This is a genomic window from Plantactinospora alkalitolerans (genome assembly GCF_015690345.1).
Classification (GTDB): Bacteria; Actinomycetota; Actinomycetes; order Mycobacteriales; family Micromonosporaceae; genus Plantactinospora; species Plantactinospora alkalitolerans.
The window spans coordinates 16,765-31,918 of the sequence record NZ_JADPUN010000407.1; the positions used below are offsets into that span (position 1 = coordinate 16,765).

The following is a 15,154-nucleotide window of genomic DNA, read 5'->3' on the forward strand; positions in this document are numbered from 1 at the left end:
GAGGGAGGGCGATACACGTGGTGATCGGCGTCCGGGCGCGACACCGCGCCCGGTCGGCGGCATGATCGGACGCCGCACCGAACGTACGTCGCCACGCTCTGTGACCCGTGCGCAGCCGCCGCCACGCGTGCTCTGCGGCAGATCAACGTCTTGATCTACGCGTTCAATGCCAGCCGTACCGGGCCGGAGGTATTCGAAGTTCAAGGTGAGTCGCCCGGCGTGGCGCCGATCAGCGTGGCTAAGGCGTCTCGTCGAGCGGTGGACGGTGCCGCGATCGCGCTCCACAAAGCCGTACTCCCCGTGACGGCGACGGCGACCTTTGCGGGGCCGCTGAATCGGTACACCGCGTCGCAACCCTGGTTCATGGCCCATCCGTGGGTGGTCGGGAGTGCTGTGAGCCGGAGTCTGAGCGTGTCGAGCGCATCGGGTGGAAGGGGATGGTCGAAGTCGGCCGACAGCACTCCCTTCCAGAGGGTCGCGTCCCAGGATGCTGTGAAGGCGTAGTCGGAGAACGTAGCGGCGTAGCGGCTTCGCGTCGTGCAGGTGTCGTCGTTTGGGTCGATCAGATACACCGGTGGGTCGCCGTGAGCTGCCGAGACCGCCACGACCCACCGACAGCAGTGCTGGGTGTCGGTCTCTAGCAGGAGGTATCCGTTGTCGAGGAGGCGACTGACCCTCGGGCTCGTGAAGTCCCGTGTCTGGGTGACCAGGGTCGAGCTGATCGAGGTCAGACGTCGATCACCGCCGAGCAGGTACCACTCGCGGACGGACTCCGGGAGTGGTCCTCCAATCCATCCTTCAAGTTCGGCAAGCTCGTCACGTGCTTCCGCCGACTCATCGGAACCGCCGAGAATCTCATACGCCGCCTCGTTCCACCCCACTAAGCGATAACACCACACGAGCCCACCACGCCCTCGCACGGTGACCGCTCATCGACACGAGCGCGCGTTTGGCAGCTGGACGATGGCGTACGGAGAGTAACGGGGCGCCGGAGTCCAGCGCGACCGCTCGGCGGCAGATCAGATGCCCGGGATTTGCCGATGCGATGGAAGATGGACGCATGATGGGTGACCGGTGGGGCGTGACTAACAGCGAGACACTGCGTTCCTATCCGTGCGACGCCTTCGTCACCTCTCCCGCGCTACAGGCGTGGCGGGGGGTGCGGGTCGAGGCGCCCGCCGCAGCGGTGTGGCCGTGGGTAGCCCAAGTGAGGCTTGCGCCGTACTCCTATGACTGGATCGACAACCTCGGCCACCGCTCACCTCGGCAGTTGGTGGGCCTACCCGAGCCTGAAGTCGGAGAAGCATTTACCGCTACTGGCGGACGGAAGTTGGGCAGGATCGTCTCGGTCGACCCCGGCGAACAGTTGACGGGCACCATCATGGGTGCCTTCATGTCCTACGTCCTTGTGTCCCAGGAGCACGACAGGACGCGCTTGCTGCTCAAGGTCGTCATGCAGGGGCCCCGCTGGGCCGCCCCCGGACTGTCCGTCGGCGACCTGGTCATGGCTCGACGGCAGTTGCTGAACCTGAAGCAACTCGCCGAGCGCCGCCAGCGCCGGGACCCGGCCACGGAATAAAGATCAGGTGCGCGCTCATCGGCACGAACGTGCGTCCGACAAGTTGTAGGACGGCGCACGGAGAGTGGTGGGGCGCCAGCGCCGACGTGCCCGGTCGGCGGCATGACAGGGCGTTGGGTCGCGGCGTTGTGTCAAGGCGCCGAGACGTTGAGACTGCGGTCGACCTGTTGTTGTCGAGCGTTCCCACCCGAACCGACGACGTCGGCCTACACCCCTGCTGTACCAAATGGATTGTCGATGACGTACCGCCAGCAGCCATCGGGGCCACGGCGTGCCACGTCGGTGGCGGTGCCTTCTAGGTGCACATGCTGCCCATCGGCGCCCTGGCCGTCGATCGTCCAGTCGACGATCAGCAGGGCGATGTCGTCGGCCACGTAGACGTGCCGTGGACGAATGTCGATCGGCAGGCCAAGATCGAGGAAGCGTTGGTTGGCCGCCGCCCTGGCAGCGCCGTTGACAGGTTGGCCCGGCGCGGCGACGAAGACACCCTCGGGTTCGTAGACCTGCTCGACCGCAGCGGCATTACCGGCGTTGAAGGCTTGAGCGAAGATCCAGGGGTGTTGGCTGGCGTCGTCGGTCAGGGCGACACTGTCAGGGTGGATGGTGAAGTCGGAGGTCATGCGGTCAGTCAAACCGAGCCCGCCGCAGGTAACCAAGCGGTAAGCAGCGGCTGGGATCGCGATCTGGTCCCGGACACCCGCGGTGAGACAAGACAGCCCGAGCCAACCTGCCCCGTGGAAGTGGCGCTCGCCGCCGTCAGCGGCCGGTGGGCGACGCTCCTGTTGCGAGAGCTGATGCATGGACCCCGCTCGTTCGGCCAGTTGCGGGCAGCGTTGCCAGCGCTGAGCGCGAAGGTCTTGAGCGAAAGGCTGGCCAGGCTGACATCGGACGATCTGGTCGAGTGCCGCCGCCAGAAGGGCTTCCCGTCTCACACCGTCTACCGACTCACCGCCGCCGGTCAGATGCTTAAGCCGTTACTGATCGAGCTTTACCGGACCGGTGATGCGCTTCTACGTGAAACCTCAGCGCATCACGGCCGCAGCGGCGCTTGAGTAGGGCCGCCGGGACATCGAGCGACGTCCTCAATTCGGCGGTTGCGGACATCGGCCGGCGCGAGAGGCCGGCCACGGGGCGTGACGGCTCCCGGCTGGCTGGCGCGCACGACCTGCGGCATGACAGTGCGTGTGGGTTAGCGCACGAGTTCGCGGCCGCCGGCCAGTGACAGCGTCTGCCCGTTGATGTGGCCATTGGCTGCCGAGGCCAGATAGGTGATCGCGGTGGCTATGTCTTCGGGAGTGCAGATGCGGCCGGTCGGAGTCTTCTCCGATTCTGCCGCGACCGCTTCTGGGCCTAGAAATGGAGCGTTTAAGGCCTTGTCGGTGAGGGTGAAGCCGGGACGGACGATGTTCGTCAGAATGCCGTGACGGGCTTCCCGGACGGCGAGTACTCGCGCGGCGGTTTCGAGTGCTCCCTTCGCTGTGGCGTAGGCGAGCGGACCTGCCATGGGTTGCTCGACAATGTCAGTCGACACAGCAACGATGCGTCCCCAGCCGGCGGCGCGCATGGCTGGCAACGCCGCATCGATCAGAGCTGCCGGGCCGACCGTGTTGACGGCCAGCGACGTGGTGAGGCCGCCGATCTCATCGGCGTCGAAGGAGGGCCACTGTACGGCGTTGGCGATCAGGACGGAGATCGGCCCGAGACGTTCGGTGATCTGCTCGATGACGCCCTGCACGGTGACGAGGTTGCCGTGATCCAGTTGAACGGCGCAGGCATGGCCGCCTGCCTCCGTTATGGCGTCGACGACGTCCATGACGGCGTCGCGGTTGGTATGCCAGGACGCTGCGACGGAGGCGCCTTCGGCAGCCAGATGCAGTGCGGCGGCTCTGCCGATGGCGCCGGAAGCGCCGGTGACCAGGGCGACCTTGTTCAACAGACCGGTTTCCATCACCACTCCATAGTCGGCTATAGGTTAGCCGACTATGGATCAAGGGTGGGTGCCTCGTCAACTCGTACACTGCCCAGGTGGAACTCGCGGAAGTCCTGGCAACCAACAAGGCCCTGGTCAAGGTGGCCAAGCTGTACCGGAGCGCGCAGGCTGACGTGCTGGCCGGACTCGCCTTGCACCCGGGGCAGGACGTCCTGCTGTGGATGCTGGGGCAGGAGCCCGAAGGCATGACGGTCTCCGAGGTCGCCGCTCGGCTCGGCGTGGAGCAGCCGACGGTGACGCGCAGCCTCAGCCGTCTTGAGCACGGCGGCTGGTTCGTCAGGAAATCCGTGCCGGGCGATCGGCGTGCCACCCGTATTGTGTTGACCAACAAAGGTCGGACTGGCATTTCGGAGATCGAATCGGCCTGGCGCACCCTCGCCGAGACCGCAACAGCCGGAATGGCGACCGATCAACGAGCCACGTTGGTCGAACTGCTGGAAAAGGTACGCGCGAATCTTCTGACCCTAGCCATCGAAGCCGACTGAAAAGACCGCCAGGCGTTGCCGAGGACATTCAGGGGAACATACTCTCTCATCGGCACGAGCGTGCGTCTGACAAACTGAACGATGGCGTACGGAGAGTGACGGGACGTCGGTGTCCGGCGCGCCCGCTCTGCGGCAAATGTGCGTACCGGCGGCCCACCTGCGTCGAACCGGGACGCGCGGCGCGACTGGTGGCGCCGATTCATCGTCCGCCATTCTCGGCGACGTCAGAAACCGCGCCGAGACGCAGCCGCGCCGCTACGTGGCCGGTGAACCAGGCGAAGAAATCGCTATTCATGCCACGACCCTCACGGACCGCGGCGCGCCAATCCGGCCGGTCGAGTATTGCGAGGTACTGCTGCACGATGCGGTCCCGCTGCTGAGTAGTGCAGCCGCACCGGGTCGGGGGCTTGGCCGTCAGATGGTCGGCGATGATCGCGGCATCGACGTATCGGTTCGCTGTCGGCGGCTGCTTGGCGAGGTGAGCAGCATGCGCAGCCAACACGGCAGATGCCGGCGGGTAGTGCTCGAATGCACGGATCGCGGCAGAACCGGGCTTGCCGCTGTAGCAGGCTCAATGGGGCGGGCCATTAGGATCTGGTTATGGCCAGGGCCGTTCATCAGCAGCTCCAGAGTGGTCAGCACCCACGAGGCTCCGACGGAGTCATCGTCACGAAGGTCCAAGACCTGCCCGTTGGAGTAGTCGTCACTGTCATCGCACTCCCTCCTGCCTCCGAGGTGTCGATTAGCGGCAACGGCGACATGGAAGGGTTTAAGGTGATCTCGGGTGGCGGCTGGGTCGACAGTGCCGAATGCGGCAGGCAGCCATTGGCAACCGGGTCGACCGCGTTTGTTCCTGCTCATGACACCGCAACGCTCGGGTCCGATGAGGGCATGACCGTTGTAGGAGTATTCGGTGGATGGATGATGCCGTCCTGACCGCTCATAGAGCGATGCCCGAACGAGCAGGCTGTGGGATTGCCAGCAACCCGCCACGCCGAGGTTGCGACTACACGGGCACTCATCTCGGCTACTTTGTTCCGGACCTAGAGCTGGACACGGCGTACGCGGACTTCGACCTGACGCTCGCCAGGGAGCGGCGGCCCGACGGCTTGCACGGCACGGTGAGCCATGCCACGGACGCCTACCCGGCCGCCACGGCGGCCGAGCTGACCGACCGGTACGGGCTGGTGCTGGGCTCGCTCGCCCGCGATCCGCGTACCGGCATCGGGGAGCTGCACGGCGCCACGCGAGCCGTCGTGCCGGATCTGTCCACATGAAAGACTCCCCATCATGGCAGAACTGCACGATGTCGTCGTCGACTGCGAACGCCCTGCCGCGCAGGCCCGCTTCTGGGCCGCCGCCCTGGACGGGTACCGGGTGGCCCCGTACGACGAGGCCGAGCTGAAGCGGCTGCGGGAGAACGGCATCGACGACCCCGAGGACGATCCGAGCGTGCTGGTGGAGTCGGATCCGGGAGTGCGCCCGCGCTTCTGGTTCCAGCTCGTTCCGGAGAAGAAGACCACGAAGAACCGGGTTCACGTCGACCTGCGGGCCGACGACCGAGCCGCCGAGGTGGCCCGCCTGGTCGGCCTGGGCGCCTCCGTGATCAGCGAGTTCGACGTCTGGACGTTGCTGGCCGATCCGGAAGGCAACGAGTTCTGCGTGCGCGACTGACCGTCACCGGCTGCCAGTCCGTCCGCCGCGTGTCCGCACGGCGGCATCCGAGGAGGAAGCGATGGACGAGCAGGTGGAGCACGAGTCCTACCAGGTCGTGCGCAACGACGAGGAGCAACACTCGATCTGGCCCGAGCAGCGCCCGCTGCCGGACGGCTGGCATCAGGTCGGGTTCGTCGGCGGCAAGGACGCCTGCCTGGCCCAGGGCGTCGCCAACGCCCGGCCACTCGCCCCGCTACCCGAACGATCACCGCCCCGGACCAGATCGCCCGCCTGACCTGCCTGGATGACATTTCGGCAGGTACAAGGCTGTCGAACGACGCGGCGGACTTGCCCTGTTCACGGCTAGTATGATCCCGTACACTATAAGGTATGACTCAACGGGTGACGGTCAGCCTCCCAGACGACGTCGCGCAACGCCTCGAACAAGAACCCAACGCCTCAGCGTTCGTCGCCGAAGCCATCCGCCAACGCATGGTCCGCGAACAAGGCCGCCAACTCCTCGCCGACCAAGGCTTCAACATCACTGACGAAGGCGTCGCGAGAGCCCGTGCACGCCTCGCCGAAGCCGACGCCAAATGGACCCCCGAACGGCGACAGCAGTTGCGTGAGCGAATGGGTCGCCCAAGCGGGCGCCGCGTCGCGTGACCGCGCCCATCCAGGTCGTTCTCGACACCACCGCCATCACCGCCTACGCCGGAGCCTCGATAGCCGTCGGTGAAGCGATCACCATGGTTGGCGAGGAAGACGCCGTCGTTGCCCTCCCCGTCGCCTGTCTCGCCGAGGCGTACCGACAGGTCCCTGACGACCAGCTCCCCACGGTGAGCCTCCTCGCCGGACATCCCAGCGTTGTGGTCGTCGACACGAACCCGGACGACTGGCTGGCGCTCGCTGGCCTCGCCCGGGATCTGGGGCAGGTCGACGCCGCCGCCGCACTGCTACTGGCGGTCGACTCCGACGGATACGTGCTCACTGCCCAGCCGGACGCGTACGGGAACCCAGACGAACTGCCGGTCATTCCGATCTAGTTGGCTCCCTCTTGTCCTGCTGTCCGCGCTGCTTGGGCCGCCCGGGCTGCCTGGGCTGCCGCTCGAGCTCCGGGCCGATGTCGCGGGGCGGCTTCACTACACGGAGCCCTGCCTTTCGCGCCCGCGTCGCCATGCCAGTGTCGTAAGTGACCAGCGTAATCTCGCGGCCCGCGAGCGGTTGAGCCGCAACAAGCCGGTCAATGATCTCGTCGTCAGTTTCCGGGAGTCGTGGGTGCCCGATCGGGTCGAACAGCAATTCGATTGTTGCGGTTCGACCTTCCCACGTCGTGTGCTCCGCGCCGCATTGGTAGAGGACGGGCTGCCCGTCAGGATCTTGGAAAAGGTCGTCGAGCACTGCGAGGGTGTAGCCGGCACGCCAGCGAAGGTTTTGATCACTTCTGGCCTCCTCGAGCCGGTCAAGCTCATCTATGCCCTTCCCCTCGTAGCGTGGAGGCCAGAACTTGAGGGATAGAGGTTCATGGCTGAGACGAGAAGGCAGTTCGATCCGGCGGTCCAGGCGGGCGCGGTGCGGATCGTACGGGAGACGGGTAAGTCGATCGCTCAGGTCTCCCGTGACCTTGGGATCAATAGCGGAACCCTGGCCAACTGGGTGAAGAGGGACCGCGAGCTTCGCGGTGGGGCCGCTGCCGGGCAGTTGGCCGAGGACGAGCGGGTGGAGCTGGCCCGGCTGCGGCGGGAGAACGCGGAGTTGGCGATGGAGCGTGATGACGCCCCTACGGTTGTCAACTCGTCTGGATCGGTGTTGGTGCTGGCGGCAGGGCTGCGGTGATGAGGGGGAAGATCTCGCGGGCGACGTAGCGTTTCAGACAGCGGATGATCTCCCTGGTGGATTTGCCCTCGATTGAGCGTTTGGTGGCGTAGTCGCGGGTGCGTTGGTCGCGGCCGAGTCGGGTCAGGACGATGATGTAGAGGGCGCTGTTGGCGCGTCGGTCGCCGCCGCGGTTGAGACGGTGTCGGGTGGTCTTCCCCGACGACGCCTCGATGGGGTTGACGCCGCAGAGGGCGGCGAACGCGGGCTGGTTGGTCAGCCGGTCGGGGTTGTCGCCGGGGGTGATGAGCAGCGCCGCGGCGGTGCCGGGCCGACGCTGTACTGGTCGAGCAGCTGCGGGGCGCAGGCGGTGATGGCGGTGCTCATCTGCTGTTGCAGGGCTCGGGTTTCGTCGGTGAGGGCCAGGACGCGGCGCGCCAGGCTGCGCAGGACGGTGCTGGTCGCCGCGTGGGTGCTGTGTTGGGTGGTGGTGGGCAAGGTCGCGCAGGCGCGGATCAGCGCGACGCGACCGAGGCCGTTCAGCGACTCCCGCAGCGTCGGGCCGGCTCGTACGAGCACGGCCTTGAGCTGGTTGACGGCCTGGGTGCGGGCCTTGACCGCCGAGTCTGCCGAGCGTGAACTCGGTCAGCACCTTCTTCAACCAGGAGGCCCCGTACGCGGTCCGGTACAACACCTCCCCCAACTCCCCCTGCCTGACCCTGGTCATACCGGCATCGGCCAGGTCATACAGGTATTGGCGGAACACCTCCCGGCCTCCACCGGCGGCAGTTGCTCCGCCTCACCGAACGGCACCCGTGCTGTGCCGGCCGGCACCGAAACGGCTTGGACGGATCCGCATCGTCCGGCGGATCATCGGCGTCCAGCGCCTCGTTATGCTCCTCGTCCTCGTCGTCGGCGACCCGGGCGGCACCCGGCCGGCGGGGTCGGTGCCGGCCGCGCAGCCTTACCGCCTGGACGTGCCGTACCCCGCTCCAGATCGGCCCGCTCCAGATCGGGCCGTGCCGCCGGCGACACCGCCGACGTCGCCCCACGGGCCGACATCGGCCTTGCCGCCGAGCCCGCCACACTCACCGTCGCGGCCAGCAGCCGCCCCCGCTCCTCCTCCGACCCGGGCGGGGCAAACGACCGGCACTGCATCACCCACAGCTCGACCGGCACCCCCGGAATCTCGGCATCCGGATAGCCGGGAAGACGGCTGTGCGTTTCCGTTTGAAATGAGCCGGGGCCGGTGCGTGACCAGGTATGGAGCAGTTCATGTGGGAGTTGATCCGCTGCCGACTCCCCAATTAATCTGCTCCGTTCTTGGGCGCTTGGCGCTGTCAGCCAGCTCCAACGTTCGTTTGTAGCGCGAGTTTTATAGCCGGTTGCCAAGCGTCGCCTCTATGCAATGTCGGCGAGTCCCAGCGCCGCGGGGCGGCTCTGTAGGCGAGCGCGTGGTGGTGACAAGCCCTGCGCCAAACAGCAAAATTTCGCCGATTGGTGCAATGCGGTCGCGTGTGATGGCGAGCTGGATGCGTTTGTCCGGCGGCGCGGAGCTGACGCGCCCGGTCCTGGTAGCTGCGGGCGGCATCATGGTCGAACGGCGCCTGCATCGGGGTCGAGCGGTCTACCTGGGGATCGTCGAAGAGCTCCAGGCCAGCGGTATCCAGCTCGAAGTGGCTCACCGGCCCGCTCACCGGCATCTACGACCCCAACGGCATGGGTGCCATGTTCTTCGCCGTCCTCGCCGTCGCCGGGCAGATCGAGCGCAACTACATCCGGGAGAAGACCCTCGAAGGCCAGGTCGCCGGGGACGACGACCTGCCGCTGCGGCCCAAGCCCGCCCGGATCCGGCAGGCCGACGAGCCGGAGACTCCCGAGCAAGCCGCTCTTCGTGAGCGCCTGCAGGATCAGGTCCTCCGGCGTCGCGTGGGCGAGTAGCCCGGTTCGCGCCCTGCTGGCCGCGGCGCTGGTGGCAGAGCAGGATGGAAGAGCTACTCGTAGCGGGTCACCGAGATTTCGGTGTTCTTGTGCGCCGTGCGGAATGTTCCGGCCACCGCGGCGGCGGCGAGCAGGAGACTCGCGGCGAGGGCGAGGAAGTAGGACCGGTCCGGCCAAGAGACTGTACGGCGTCCCTCGGTGAGGCCGGCGACGACGCACCAGGCGGCCAGGAACCCGAGCCCGATGCAGAGGGCGAAGACCGTGGCGAGGGGAAGCGCGGTCTCGGCGAGGATGACGCGCCGTAAGGTCGAGACGGGCATGCCCGTGAGCCGCAGGAGGCCGAGCACCCGCTTCCGATCGAGGATGGCGGCGGTGGTCGAGACCGCAAGCGAGACCGCGGAGATGATGGTGGCGACCAGCATGCCAAGGCCGGTAAGGCCGGCGTAGCGGTTCGCCGTCGTCTGCAGTGCTGACGCCGCCAGCTCGGTTCGCGTGGCCGGCGGCAGCGCCAGTCGAACTCCGCTGCGGAGAACTGCCGTACGGGCGCGTTCGGTCGAGCTCGCCGTGCCGTCGGTGGCGATCAGGAGGATTGCCGGCGCGGTGTCGGGTGCTGCCGTCGCGGAGACGACCGGCGGTCCGCCCTCGAAGTAGTCGCTGGCGACTTGCACATGGTCGGCTCCGGCCGGGACGGGCAGCCCGAGCCGCGCGGCGTCGGACGCGGCGAAGACGACTCCCTCTTCGGGGTGGTGGTGACCGATCGCCGCGACCGTGACTCCCGGAGTGTGGGCGACCCGGGACGCTTGGGTAATCGCCGCGTCGGCTTCGGTCGGCCGAGTAGCAAGATAGGCGAGCACCGTGGACTTCGCGAGCCGATCGGAGCCGTCGGCCTGCGCGGACTGCGCGGTGACGGTGGTGACGGCTGCTGCGAACACCGACACCATGAAGACGGCCGCGACCAGGCCGCTGACCGCGCGGAAGGTGGCCCGCGGGTGCTGGCGGATCCGGTTCATCGCGATGACCCCGGCCGTGCCCCGGACTCCGCGTGCCGCGAGGTGGGCCACCCAGTACGTAAGCACCGGTCCGGAGGTCACCAGCCCGAGCGAGATCAGCAGGAAACCCAGGACGAGGAGCATCTCGACGCCGTAGAGCGGTGAGCCGAGCACGGACGTGAGCGTGACGCCGAGCATGAGCGTCGTCCCAGCGATCAGCGGTACGACGGCGAAGGCTGCGGGACGGCGTTCGGACTGCTCGCGGCTGACGCCGAGCGGTCCGATCCCGGCGTGGGCGGTGCGCCACCACGCGACGGCGGTGGAGACGGCGACGACGCCCGCGACGACGGCGATCACGGTGAAGGGCGCCACGGTCAGGTCCGTACGGAAGAACCGGCCGTCACCCACCTCGATCCTCGCGGCGATCGGGCTGAGCAGCCAGGCCGACAAGGCACCTGCGAAGGCACCGGCGAGGCTGGTCACGCCAGTCTCGGCGGCCGCGATGTCGGCGACCCGACGGGGTGTGGCGCCGATGAGGCGTAGCGTGGCGAAGCGCTCGGCGCGTTCAGCCGCGCCCAGGCGGGTGACCACCCCGACGAGGATCAGGACCGGCAGCAGAATGGCGATCGCGCCGATGATCGCGACCGTACGGTAGGCGACGTTCGGATACGCCGCACCACCGAACCCCGCGACGGACCAGACGCCGAACTGGGATTCGTCCGCCCCGCTGCCGCCTCGCGACGGATTCAGGTCACCAGCCGCCGTACCGGTCACGACGACCAGCGAGTCGGGACTTGCCAGTCCCGCGTGACCGATGACGCCCGCCCTCGTGCCGTAGCGGGCGCCGAGTTCGTCGGCCGGGTGGGCGTCGATGAGGGCGGCCAGCGCCGGGGAGGCGTAGTACGTGCCGGCCAGCGGAGCACGCCCGACCCCAGGCACGGCCACCGTCGAGCCTGGCGACGCGGCGACGTCGATCCGGGTGATCGTCCGTCCCATGAAGTAGTCCGGGGTGCTCGACGCCAGCACCGTGTCATCGCTCGGGGCAGCCGCCGCGGGGTCGCTGACCTGCTGGGGAGACACCCCGGCGCTCAGCGTGGTCCAGGTCGAGCGTTCGGCGCGGGACGCGAGCGCGTCATATGCGCCCCACAGCAACAGCAGCAACGCGACGCCGACCGCGACACCCGCGGCCATACCGGCCAGCCGGATCCGCGCACCCCGGTCGCCGGCCGTGACCAACCTCGCCAACGAGAAGACGCTCATCCGGTCGGCCCTCCGAACGTGATCTGCCCGTCGCGGACGATCAGTTCCCGGTCGGCGTACGCGGCCGTGCGCGGGTCGTGGGTGATGAGCACGACCGTGGTGCCGGTCGCCCGCGCCGCCTCGGTGAGGGCGAGCATCACGTTCTCGGCGGCGAGCGAGTCCAGTGATCCGGTCGGCTCGTCGGCGAACAGGACGGCCGGCTCGGTGGCCAGCGCCCGGGCCACGGCGACACGCTGTGCCTGGCCGCCGGACAGTTGTGCTGGCAACTTGCCGGAGTGCTCGGCCACCCCGAGCCGCTCGAGCCATACCTCGGCCCGTCGTAGCGCTTCGCGACGCTTGGTGCCGGCCAGCAGCAGGGGAATCGTCACGTTGTCCACTGCGGACAGGTCGGGTAGGAGCTGGCCGTACTGGAACACGAACCCGAACTCACCGAGCCGTAACCGTGAGCGGCCCGCCTCGTCGAGGGCGGTGAGGCGGACCTGCTTGTATTCGACGGTGCCGTGATCGGGAACCAGGACACCGGCGAGCACGTGCAGGAGCGTGGACTTGCCCGAGCCGGACGGCCCGGTGATCGCCATGACCTCCCCGGCGTGCACGTCCACGTGGATACCGCGCAGGGCCTCGGTGAACCCGAACGACAGCCGCAGCCCGCGCGCCCGCAGCAGCGGAACCGACCCGCCCGCGGCCGACAGCGACGGCGACCCCATCACTTTCGCCTCGCTCATCCCGCCACCGCCGCTCGCAGCTGGGAGAGACGCGAGACCGTCAAATCGATCCAGCGCAGATCCGCCTCGATGTGAAACAAGGCGTAATCGCATGTCAGCACCGTTTCCAGAGCAGCGCCCTTCTTCTCCCTGGTCAGCTCTCGCATCTGAGCCGTGTGCTGGGCGCGTTGCAGGTCAAGCACGCGGCCGGCCGGGTCCCCGAGCAGCAGCGCGATGATCGTCTTGGCGAAGAGGTTGCTCTGCAGCGTCTCGGACGGCACCTCGGGAGTGAACATCCACTCCTGGACACGACCGCGGCCCGCCGAGGTGATCCCGTACCGCTTGCGGTCCGGCCCGGACCCCGCCTCCTCACCGACCATCTCCGCCCAGCCGTTACGGCTCAGCCGCGTCAAGGTCGAATACACCTGTCCGAACGCCAGTGGCTTCTTCATGCCGAACCAGCGGTCGTAGCTGTTCTTCAGGTCGTAGCCGTGGCTCGCACCTGTTCCCAACAGGCCGAGCAACGCAGTCGTGTTGTCCACGGCGACACTATACACGCCGTATCTACACGCGGAATCTACTGGTATTCAAGGATCCACCGGACGACCCGGAACGGCGGACCCAGCTCACGTCGATGATGCTGCGGTGGAGCCTCCTGTCGATCTGATTCGGCGGTGAGCGCTCGACCTTCGGCTGAGCAGGTCGTCGGCTGGGATGGTGTCGGCCTTCAACATGGTGTAGATCGTCTTGTCGGGCTCGGTGGTGTTCCGCCACCAGGAGTCGGGCAGCGCCGTTGCTGTGCGTAGTTTTCCGCTGATTGCAACCTTTCCGGCCGCCGCCCCCGTGGATACCGGCAGGGCCGAAGAAGGGGGACGGGATGCAGGCCGAGGCTGAGCGACAGTACGGCGACTTCGTCGCGACGCGCGCCGCGCCGTTGGTGGGCTTCGCCTTCCTGCTGTGTGGTGACTGGCACCGCGCCGAGGACACCGTGCAGAGTGCGCTGGTAAAGCTGTATCTGGCCTGGCCACGACTGGATCGGGTCGACGCGGTGGAGCCCTACGTGCGGCGCATCGTCCTGCGAGTACTGGCCGACAATGGCCGGCTGGCCCGGTTCCGCCGGGAACGGCTCAGCGACCGGGTGCCCGAGCGGCCGGGCGCGGACAGCAGCGACGCCGCCGACGACCGGATGGTGCTGCTCTCCGCGCTCGCCGCGCTACCGCCGCGGCAACGGGCCGTGGTGGTGCTGCGCTTCTGGGAGGACCAGTCGATCGAGCAGTGCGCAGAGGCGCTCGGCTGCTCCGAGGGAACCGTGAAGAGCCAGGCCGCCCGCGGTCTGCAGACCCTCCGGAATCTGCTGGGGAACCAATTTCTCGCATCGAAGGAGCGAGGCTGACCATGAACGACCTCCACGAGTTGATCGAACGAGCCTTGGCGGACCAGCCGCCGCTCTCCATCACCAGAGAAACGGCCCTGGACGCCGGCCGCCGCGCGCTACGCCGCCGACGCCGGGCAGCGGCCGCGATGGGCATCGCCGCCGTGGCCGCCGTGGCCGCGGGCGTCGTGGCCGTGCCGCAGATGCGAGGTACCGAGACTCCGGTCGGCGGACCGTCCGCGACTGTGGATACCTATGAGGTGCCGCAGATGCCCGCTGCCGACGGGGTACCAGGCGCGGCGGATCAGCCTTCTGCCGTGGGTACCGACCCGCACCTGGTGCATTTCTCGGTGCCGACAGCGGCCTGGCCGGTGGGTGACGTGTCCTACTCGACCAACACCGGCGCGGGCGCCGAGACCATTGGCGCCGGCAGCGGGTTGACCGTGACCGTGAGTCGTTCCCGGGGCCCCGCCGAGGACACGGCCAACTCCGGCTCCAAGGTGTCGATGATCCCGGCCGGTTCGTCCAGCCCGGTTCCGCCGCACACCACCAGTACTCCCACGACAGTCGACGGCAACCCGGCGACCCTCTACGCCGCCACTTTTCCGGACGGAAAGTTCCCTTACTTCGGCGTGCTGTGGCAGCCGGTGGACGGGCTGTGGGTCGGCATGTTCGCGGCGACGGAGCACGGTGAGACGGAGTTGTGGGCGAATGTGGCCGCGCTGCGCCTGGACCAGGCCCAACGCATTGTCGTGCCGTTCCAGCTGACCTGGGCCCCGGCCAACGTCCGGCTGGCCGGCCTCCAGGCCGGCATCTCCACGGACCAGCCGTACGCCTTCTCCTCGGCGAACTGGGGTGACGACCGCGGCAACACCTTCACCGTGTCGGTCGGGGGGACTTCGCGGCCGGTCACCTCGCCAAGGTCGCCAGGCGATCCGGCCGTTGGAGCCCCGTCAGGGCCGCTGCAGCCCAACCGCACCGTCGCTGGGCACAAGGTGCTGTGGACCGAACGCCGATGCCCGCCGACCCAGACGGTGTGCGAGGGCTCCTTCACCTCTGACGACTACGACGGGGTGCCGCTCGACCTCACGGTGACCGGCTACGACGAGGCGACGGCCAGCCAGATCCTGACCGGCCTGGCGATCAGCAAGGACATGAAGGATCCTTCGACCTGGCCGGCCGAGCAGATCGTCCGCTGAGGACGCATGAGCTCTCCGGATTCTGCTTCAACGAGCAGGAGAGGCAAAATCCGGAGACCTCGTGGCCGCGAGTCCACCTGGCCGGCGCTCGGCGCGGTCAGCCCGAACGTGGCCGCGAGTCGCGTTGCCGAGCAGCGCGCTCCCGCAGGTGCCGCCGGCGCTGG

22 protein-coding genes are annotated in these 15,154 nt (G+C 68.0%); 12 read left to right on the top strand and 10 right to left on the bottom strand.

The genetic code is table 11. The features are described 5' to 3' along the window. Nucleotides 1–200 precede the first annotated feature (200 nt). Nucleotides 201–881 carry an SMI1/KNR4 family protein gene (locus I0C86_RS39605; RefSeq protein WP_196206450.1) on the bottom strand — a complete coding sequence of 227 codons (681 nt, stop codon included), beginning with the start codon at nt 879–881 and terminating at the stop codon, nt 201–203. Nucleotides 882–1,060: 179 nt separating this feature from the next. On the opposite strand from I0C86_RS39605, the gene I0C86_RS39610 reads away from it, so the two are divergent. Beyond that, nucleotides 1,061–1,579: a polyketide cyclase gene (locus I0C86_RS39610; RefSeq protein ID WP_196206451.1), complete on the top strand. Its 519-nt coding sequence runs from the start codon at nt 1,061–1,063 to the stop codon at nt 1,577–1,579. Between the two features lie 206 nt (nt 1,580–1,785). Here I0C86_RS39610 and I0C86_RS39615 read toward each other — a convergent pair whose 3' ends face one another. After that, the gene (locus I0C86_RS39615) at nt 1,786–2,199 is read right to left on the bottom strand and encodes a YybH family protein (protein ID WP_196206452.1); all 414 of its coding nucleotides are present in this window, start codon (nt 2,197–2,199) and stop codon (nt 1,786–1,788) included. Between the two features lie 114 nt (nt 2,200–2,313). On the opposite strand from I0C86_RS39615, the gene I0C86_RS39620 reads away from it, so the two are divergent. Continuing rightward, a complete protein-coding gene (locus I0C86_RS39620) occupies nt 2,314–2,631 on the top strand; it encodes a winged helix-turn-helix transcriptional regulator (protein ID WP_196206479.1) in 318 nt (105 codons plus the stop codon). 137 nt (nt 2,632–2,768) lie between these two features. On the opposite strand, the gene I0C86_RS39625 is transcribed toward I0C86_RS39620, so the two are convergent. Then, nucleotides 2,769–3,527, bottom strand: a complete 759-nt coding sequence (locus I0C86_RS39625) for an SDR family NAD(P)-dependent oxidoreductase (protein WP_196206453.1) — start codon at nt 3,525–3,527, stop codon at nt 2,769–2,771. 77 nt (nt 3,528–3,604) lie between these two features. Between I0C86_RS39625 and I0C86_RS39630 the strand changes: the two genes are divergently transcribed. Next, entirely contained in the window at nt 3,605–4,054 is a 450-nt protein-coding gene (locus I0C86_RS39630; protein ID WP_196206454.1) for a MarR family winged helix-turn-helix transcriptional regulator, read from the top strand. 199 nt (nt 4,055–4,253) lie between these two features. On the opposite strand, the gene I0C86_RS39635 is transcribed toward I0C86_RS39630, so the two are convergent. Further along, the gene (locus tag I0C86_RS39635) at nt 4,254–4,556 is read right to left on the bottom strand and encodes a hypothetical protein (protein WP_196206455.1); all 303 of its coding nucleotides are present in this window, start codon (nt 4,554–4,556) and stop codon (nt 4,254–4,256) included. Nucleotides 4,557–5,004: 448 nt separating this feature from the next. Here I0C86_RS39635 and I0C86_RS39640 point away from each other — a divergent pair, with 448 nt between their 5' ends. From I0C86_RS39640 to I0C86_RS39660, 5 genes are all read left to right on the top strand, one after another. Next, nucleotides 5,005–5,331 carry a hypothetical protein gene (locus I0C86_RS39640; protein WP_196206456.1) on the top strand — a complete coding sequence of 109 codons (327 nt, stop codon included), beginning with the start codon at nt 5,005–5,007 and terminating at the stop codon, nt 5,329–5,331. A 13-nt stretch (nt 5,332–5,344) separates the two neighbouring features. After that, nucleotides 5,345–5,728: a VOC family protein gene (locus I0C86_RS39645; protein ID WP_196206457.1), complete on the top strand. Its 384-nt coding sequence runs from the start codon at nt 5,345–5,347 to the stop codon at nt 5,726–5,728. Nucleotides 5,729–5,789: 61 nt separating this feature from the next. Then, on the top strand, nt 5,790–6,005 hold the full coding sequence (locus I0C86_RS39650; RefSeq protein ID WP_196206458.1) for an MbtH family NRPS accessory protein: 216 nt from the start codon (nt 5,790–5,792) through the stop codon (nt 6,003–6,005). 95 nt (nt 6,006–6,100) lie between these two features. Next, a complete protein-coding gene (locus I0C86_RS39655) occupies nt 6,101–6,376 on the top strand; it encodes a hypothetical protein (RefSeq protein WP_230395566.1) in 276 nt (91 codons plus the stop codon). Further along, nucleotides 6,373–6,756 carry a hypothetical protein gene (locus tag I0C86_RS39660; RefSeq protein ID WP_196206459.1) on the top strand — a complete coding sequence of 128 codons (384 nt, stop codon included), beginning with the start codon at nt 6,373–6,375 and terminating at the stop codon, nt 6,754–6,756. The genes I0C86_RS39655 and I0C86_RS39660 overlap by 4 nt, the downstream gene beginning before the upstream one ends. On the opposite strand, the gene I0C86_RS39665 is transcribed toward I0C86_RS39660, so the two are convergent. Continuing rightward, nucleotides 6,743–7,111 carry a hypothetical protein gene (locus tag I0C86_RS39665; protein WP_196206460.1) on the bottom strand — a complete coding sequence of 123 codons (369 nt, stop codon included), beginning with the start codon at nt 7,109–7,111 and terminating at the stop codon, nt 6,743–6,745. The genes I0C86_RS39660 and I0C86_RS39665 overlap by 14 nt on opposite strands. A 123-nt stretch (nt 7,112–7,234) precedes the next feature. Here I0C86_RS39665 and I0C86_RS39670 point away from each other — a divergent pair, with 123 nt between their 5' ends. Next, nucleotides 7,235–7,546, top strand: coding sequence for a transposase (locus I0C86_RS39670; RefSeq protein WP_196206461.1), 312 nt, complete (start codon nt 7,235–7,237; stop codon nt 7,544–7,546). On the opposite strand, the gene I0C86_RS45670 is transcribed toward I0C86_RS39670, so the two are convergent. Both I0C86_RS45670 and I0C86_RS44180 read right to left on the bottom strand, forming a co-directional pair. Then, nucleotides 7,500–7,892 carry a transposase gene (locus I0C86_RS45670; protein ID WP_407676403.1) on the bottom strand — a complete coding sequence of 131 codons (393 nt, stop codon included), beginning with the start codon at nt 7,890–7,892 and terminating at the stop codon, nt 7,500–7,502. The two genes, I0C86_RS39670 and I0C86_RS45670, sit on opposite strands and share 47 nt — an antisense overlap. Beyond that, nucleotides 7,802–8,104, bottom strand: coding sequence for a hypothetical protein (locus I0C86_RS44180; protein ID WP_230395567.1), 303 nt, complete (start codon nt 8,102–8,104; stop codon nt 7,802–7,804). Before I0C86_RS44180 ends, I0C86_RS45670 begins: the two co-directional genes overlap by 91 nt. Nucleotides 8,105–9,244: 1,140 nt before the next feature. Here I0C86_RS44180 and I0C86_RS44185 point away from each other — a divergent pair. Beyond that, nucleotides 9,245–9,466, top strand: a complete 222-nt coding sequence (locus I0C86_RS44185; RefSeq protein WP_230395568.1) for a recombinase family protein — start codon at nt 9,245–9,247, stop codon at nt 9,464–9,466. A gap of 53 nt (nt 9,467–9,519) precedes the next feature. Here the strand turns inward: I0C86_RS44185 and I0C86_RS39685 are convergent, their stop codons facing one another. From I0C86_RS39685 to I0C86_RS39695, 3 genes are read right to left on the bottom strand one after another with little or no spacing between them, the layout of a single operon-like run. Beyond that, entirely contained in the window at nt 9,520–11,715 is a 2,196-nt protein-coding gene (locus tag I0C86_RS39685) for an FtsX-like permease family protein (RefSeq protein ID WP_196206463.1), read from the bottom strand. Then, nucleotides 11,712–12,440, bottom strand: coding sequence for an ABC transporter ATP-binding protein (locus I0C86_RS39690; RefSeq protein ID WP_196206464.1), 729 nt, complete (start codon nt 12,438–12,440; stop codon nt 11,712–11,714). The genes I0C86_RS39685 and I0C86_RS39690 overlap by 4 nt, the downstream gene beginning before the upstream one ends. Continuing rightward, entirely contained in the window at nt 12,437–12,961 is a 525-nt protein-coding gene (locus tag I0C86_RS39695) for a PadR family transcriptional regulator (RefSeq protein ID WP_196206465.1), read from the bottom strand. The genes I0C86_RS39690 and I0C86_RS39695 overlap by 4 nt, the downstream gene beginning before the upstream one ends. Before the next feature lie 335 nt (nt 12,962–13,296). Between I0C86_RS39695 and I0C86_RS39700 the strand changes: the two genes are divergently transcribed. Both I0C86_RS39700 and I0C86_RS39705 read left to right on the top strand, forming a co-directional pair. After that, nucleotides 13,297–13,812 carry a SigE family RNA polymerase sigma factor gene (locus I0C86_RS39700; RefSeq protein WP_196206466.1) on the top strand — a complete coding sequence of 172 codons (516 nt, stop codon included), beginning with the start codon at nt 13,297–13,299 and terminating at the stop codon, nt 13,810–13,812. Nucleotides 13,813–13,814: 2 nt separating this feature from the next. Further along, entirely contained in the window at nt 13,815–14,990 is a 1,176-nt protein-coding gene (locus I0C86_RS39705; protein WP_196206467.1) for a hypothetical protein, read from the top strand. Nucleotides 14,991–15,154: the final 164 nt, after the last annotated feature.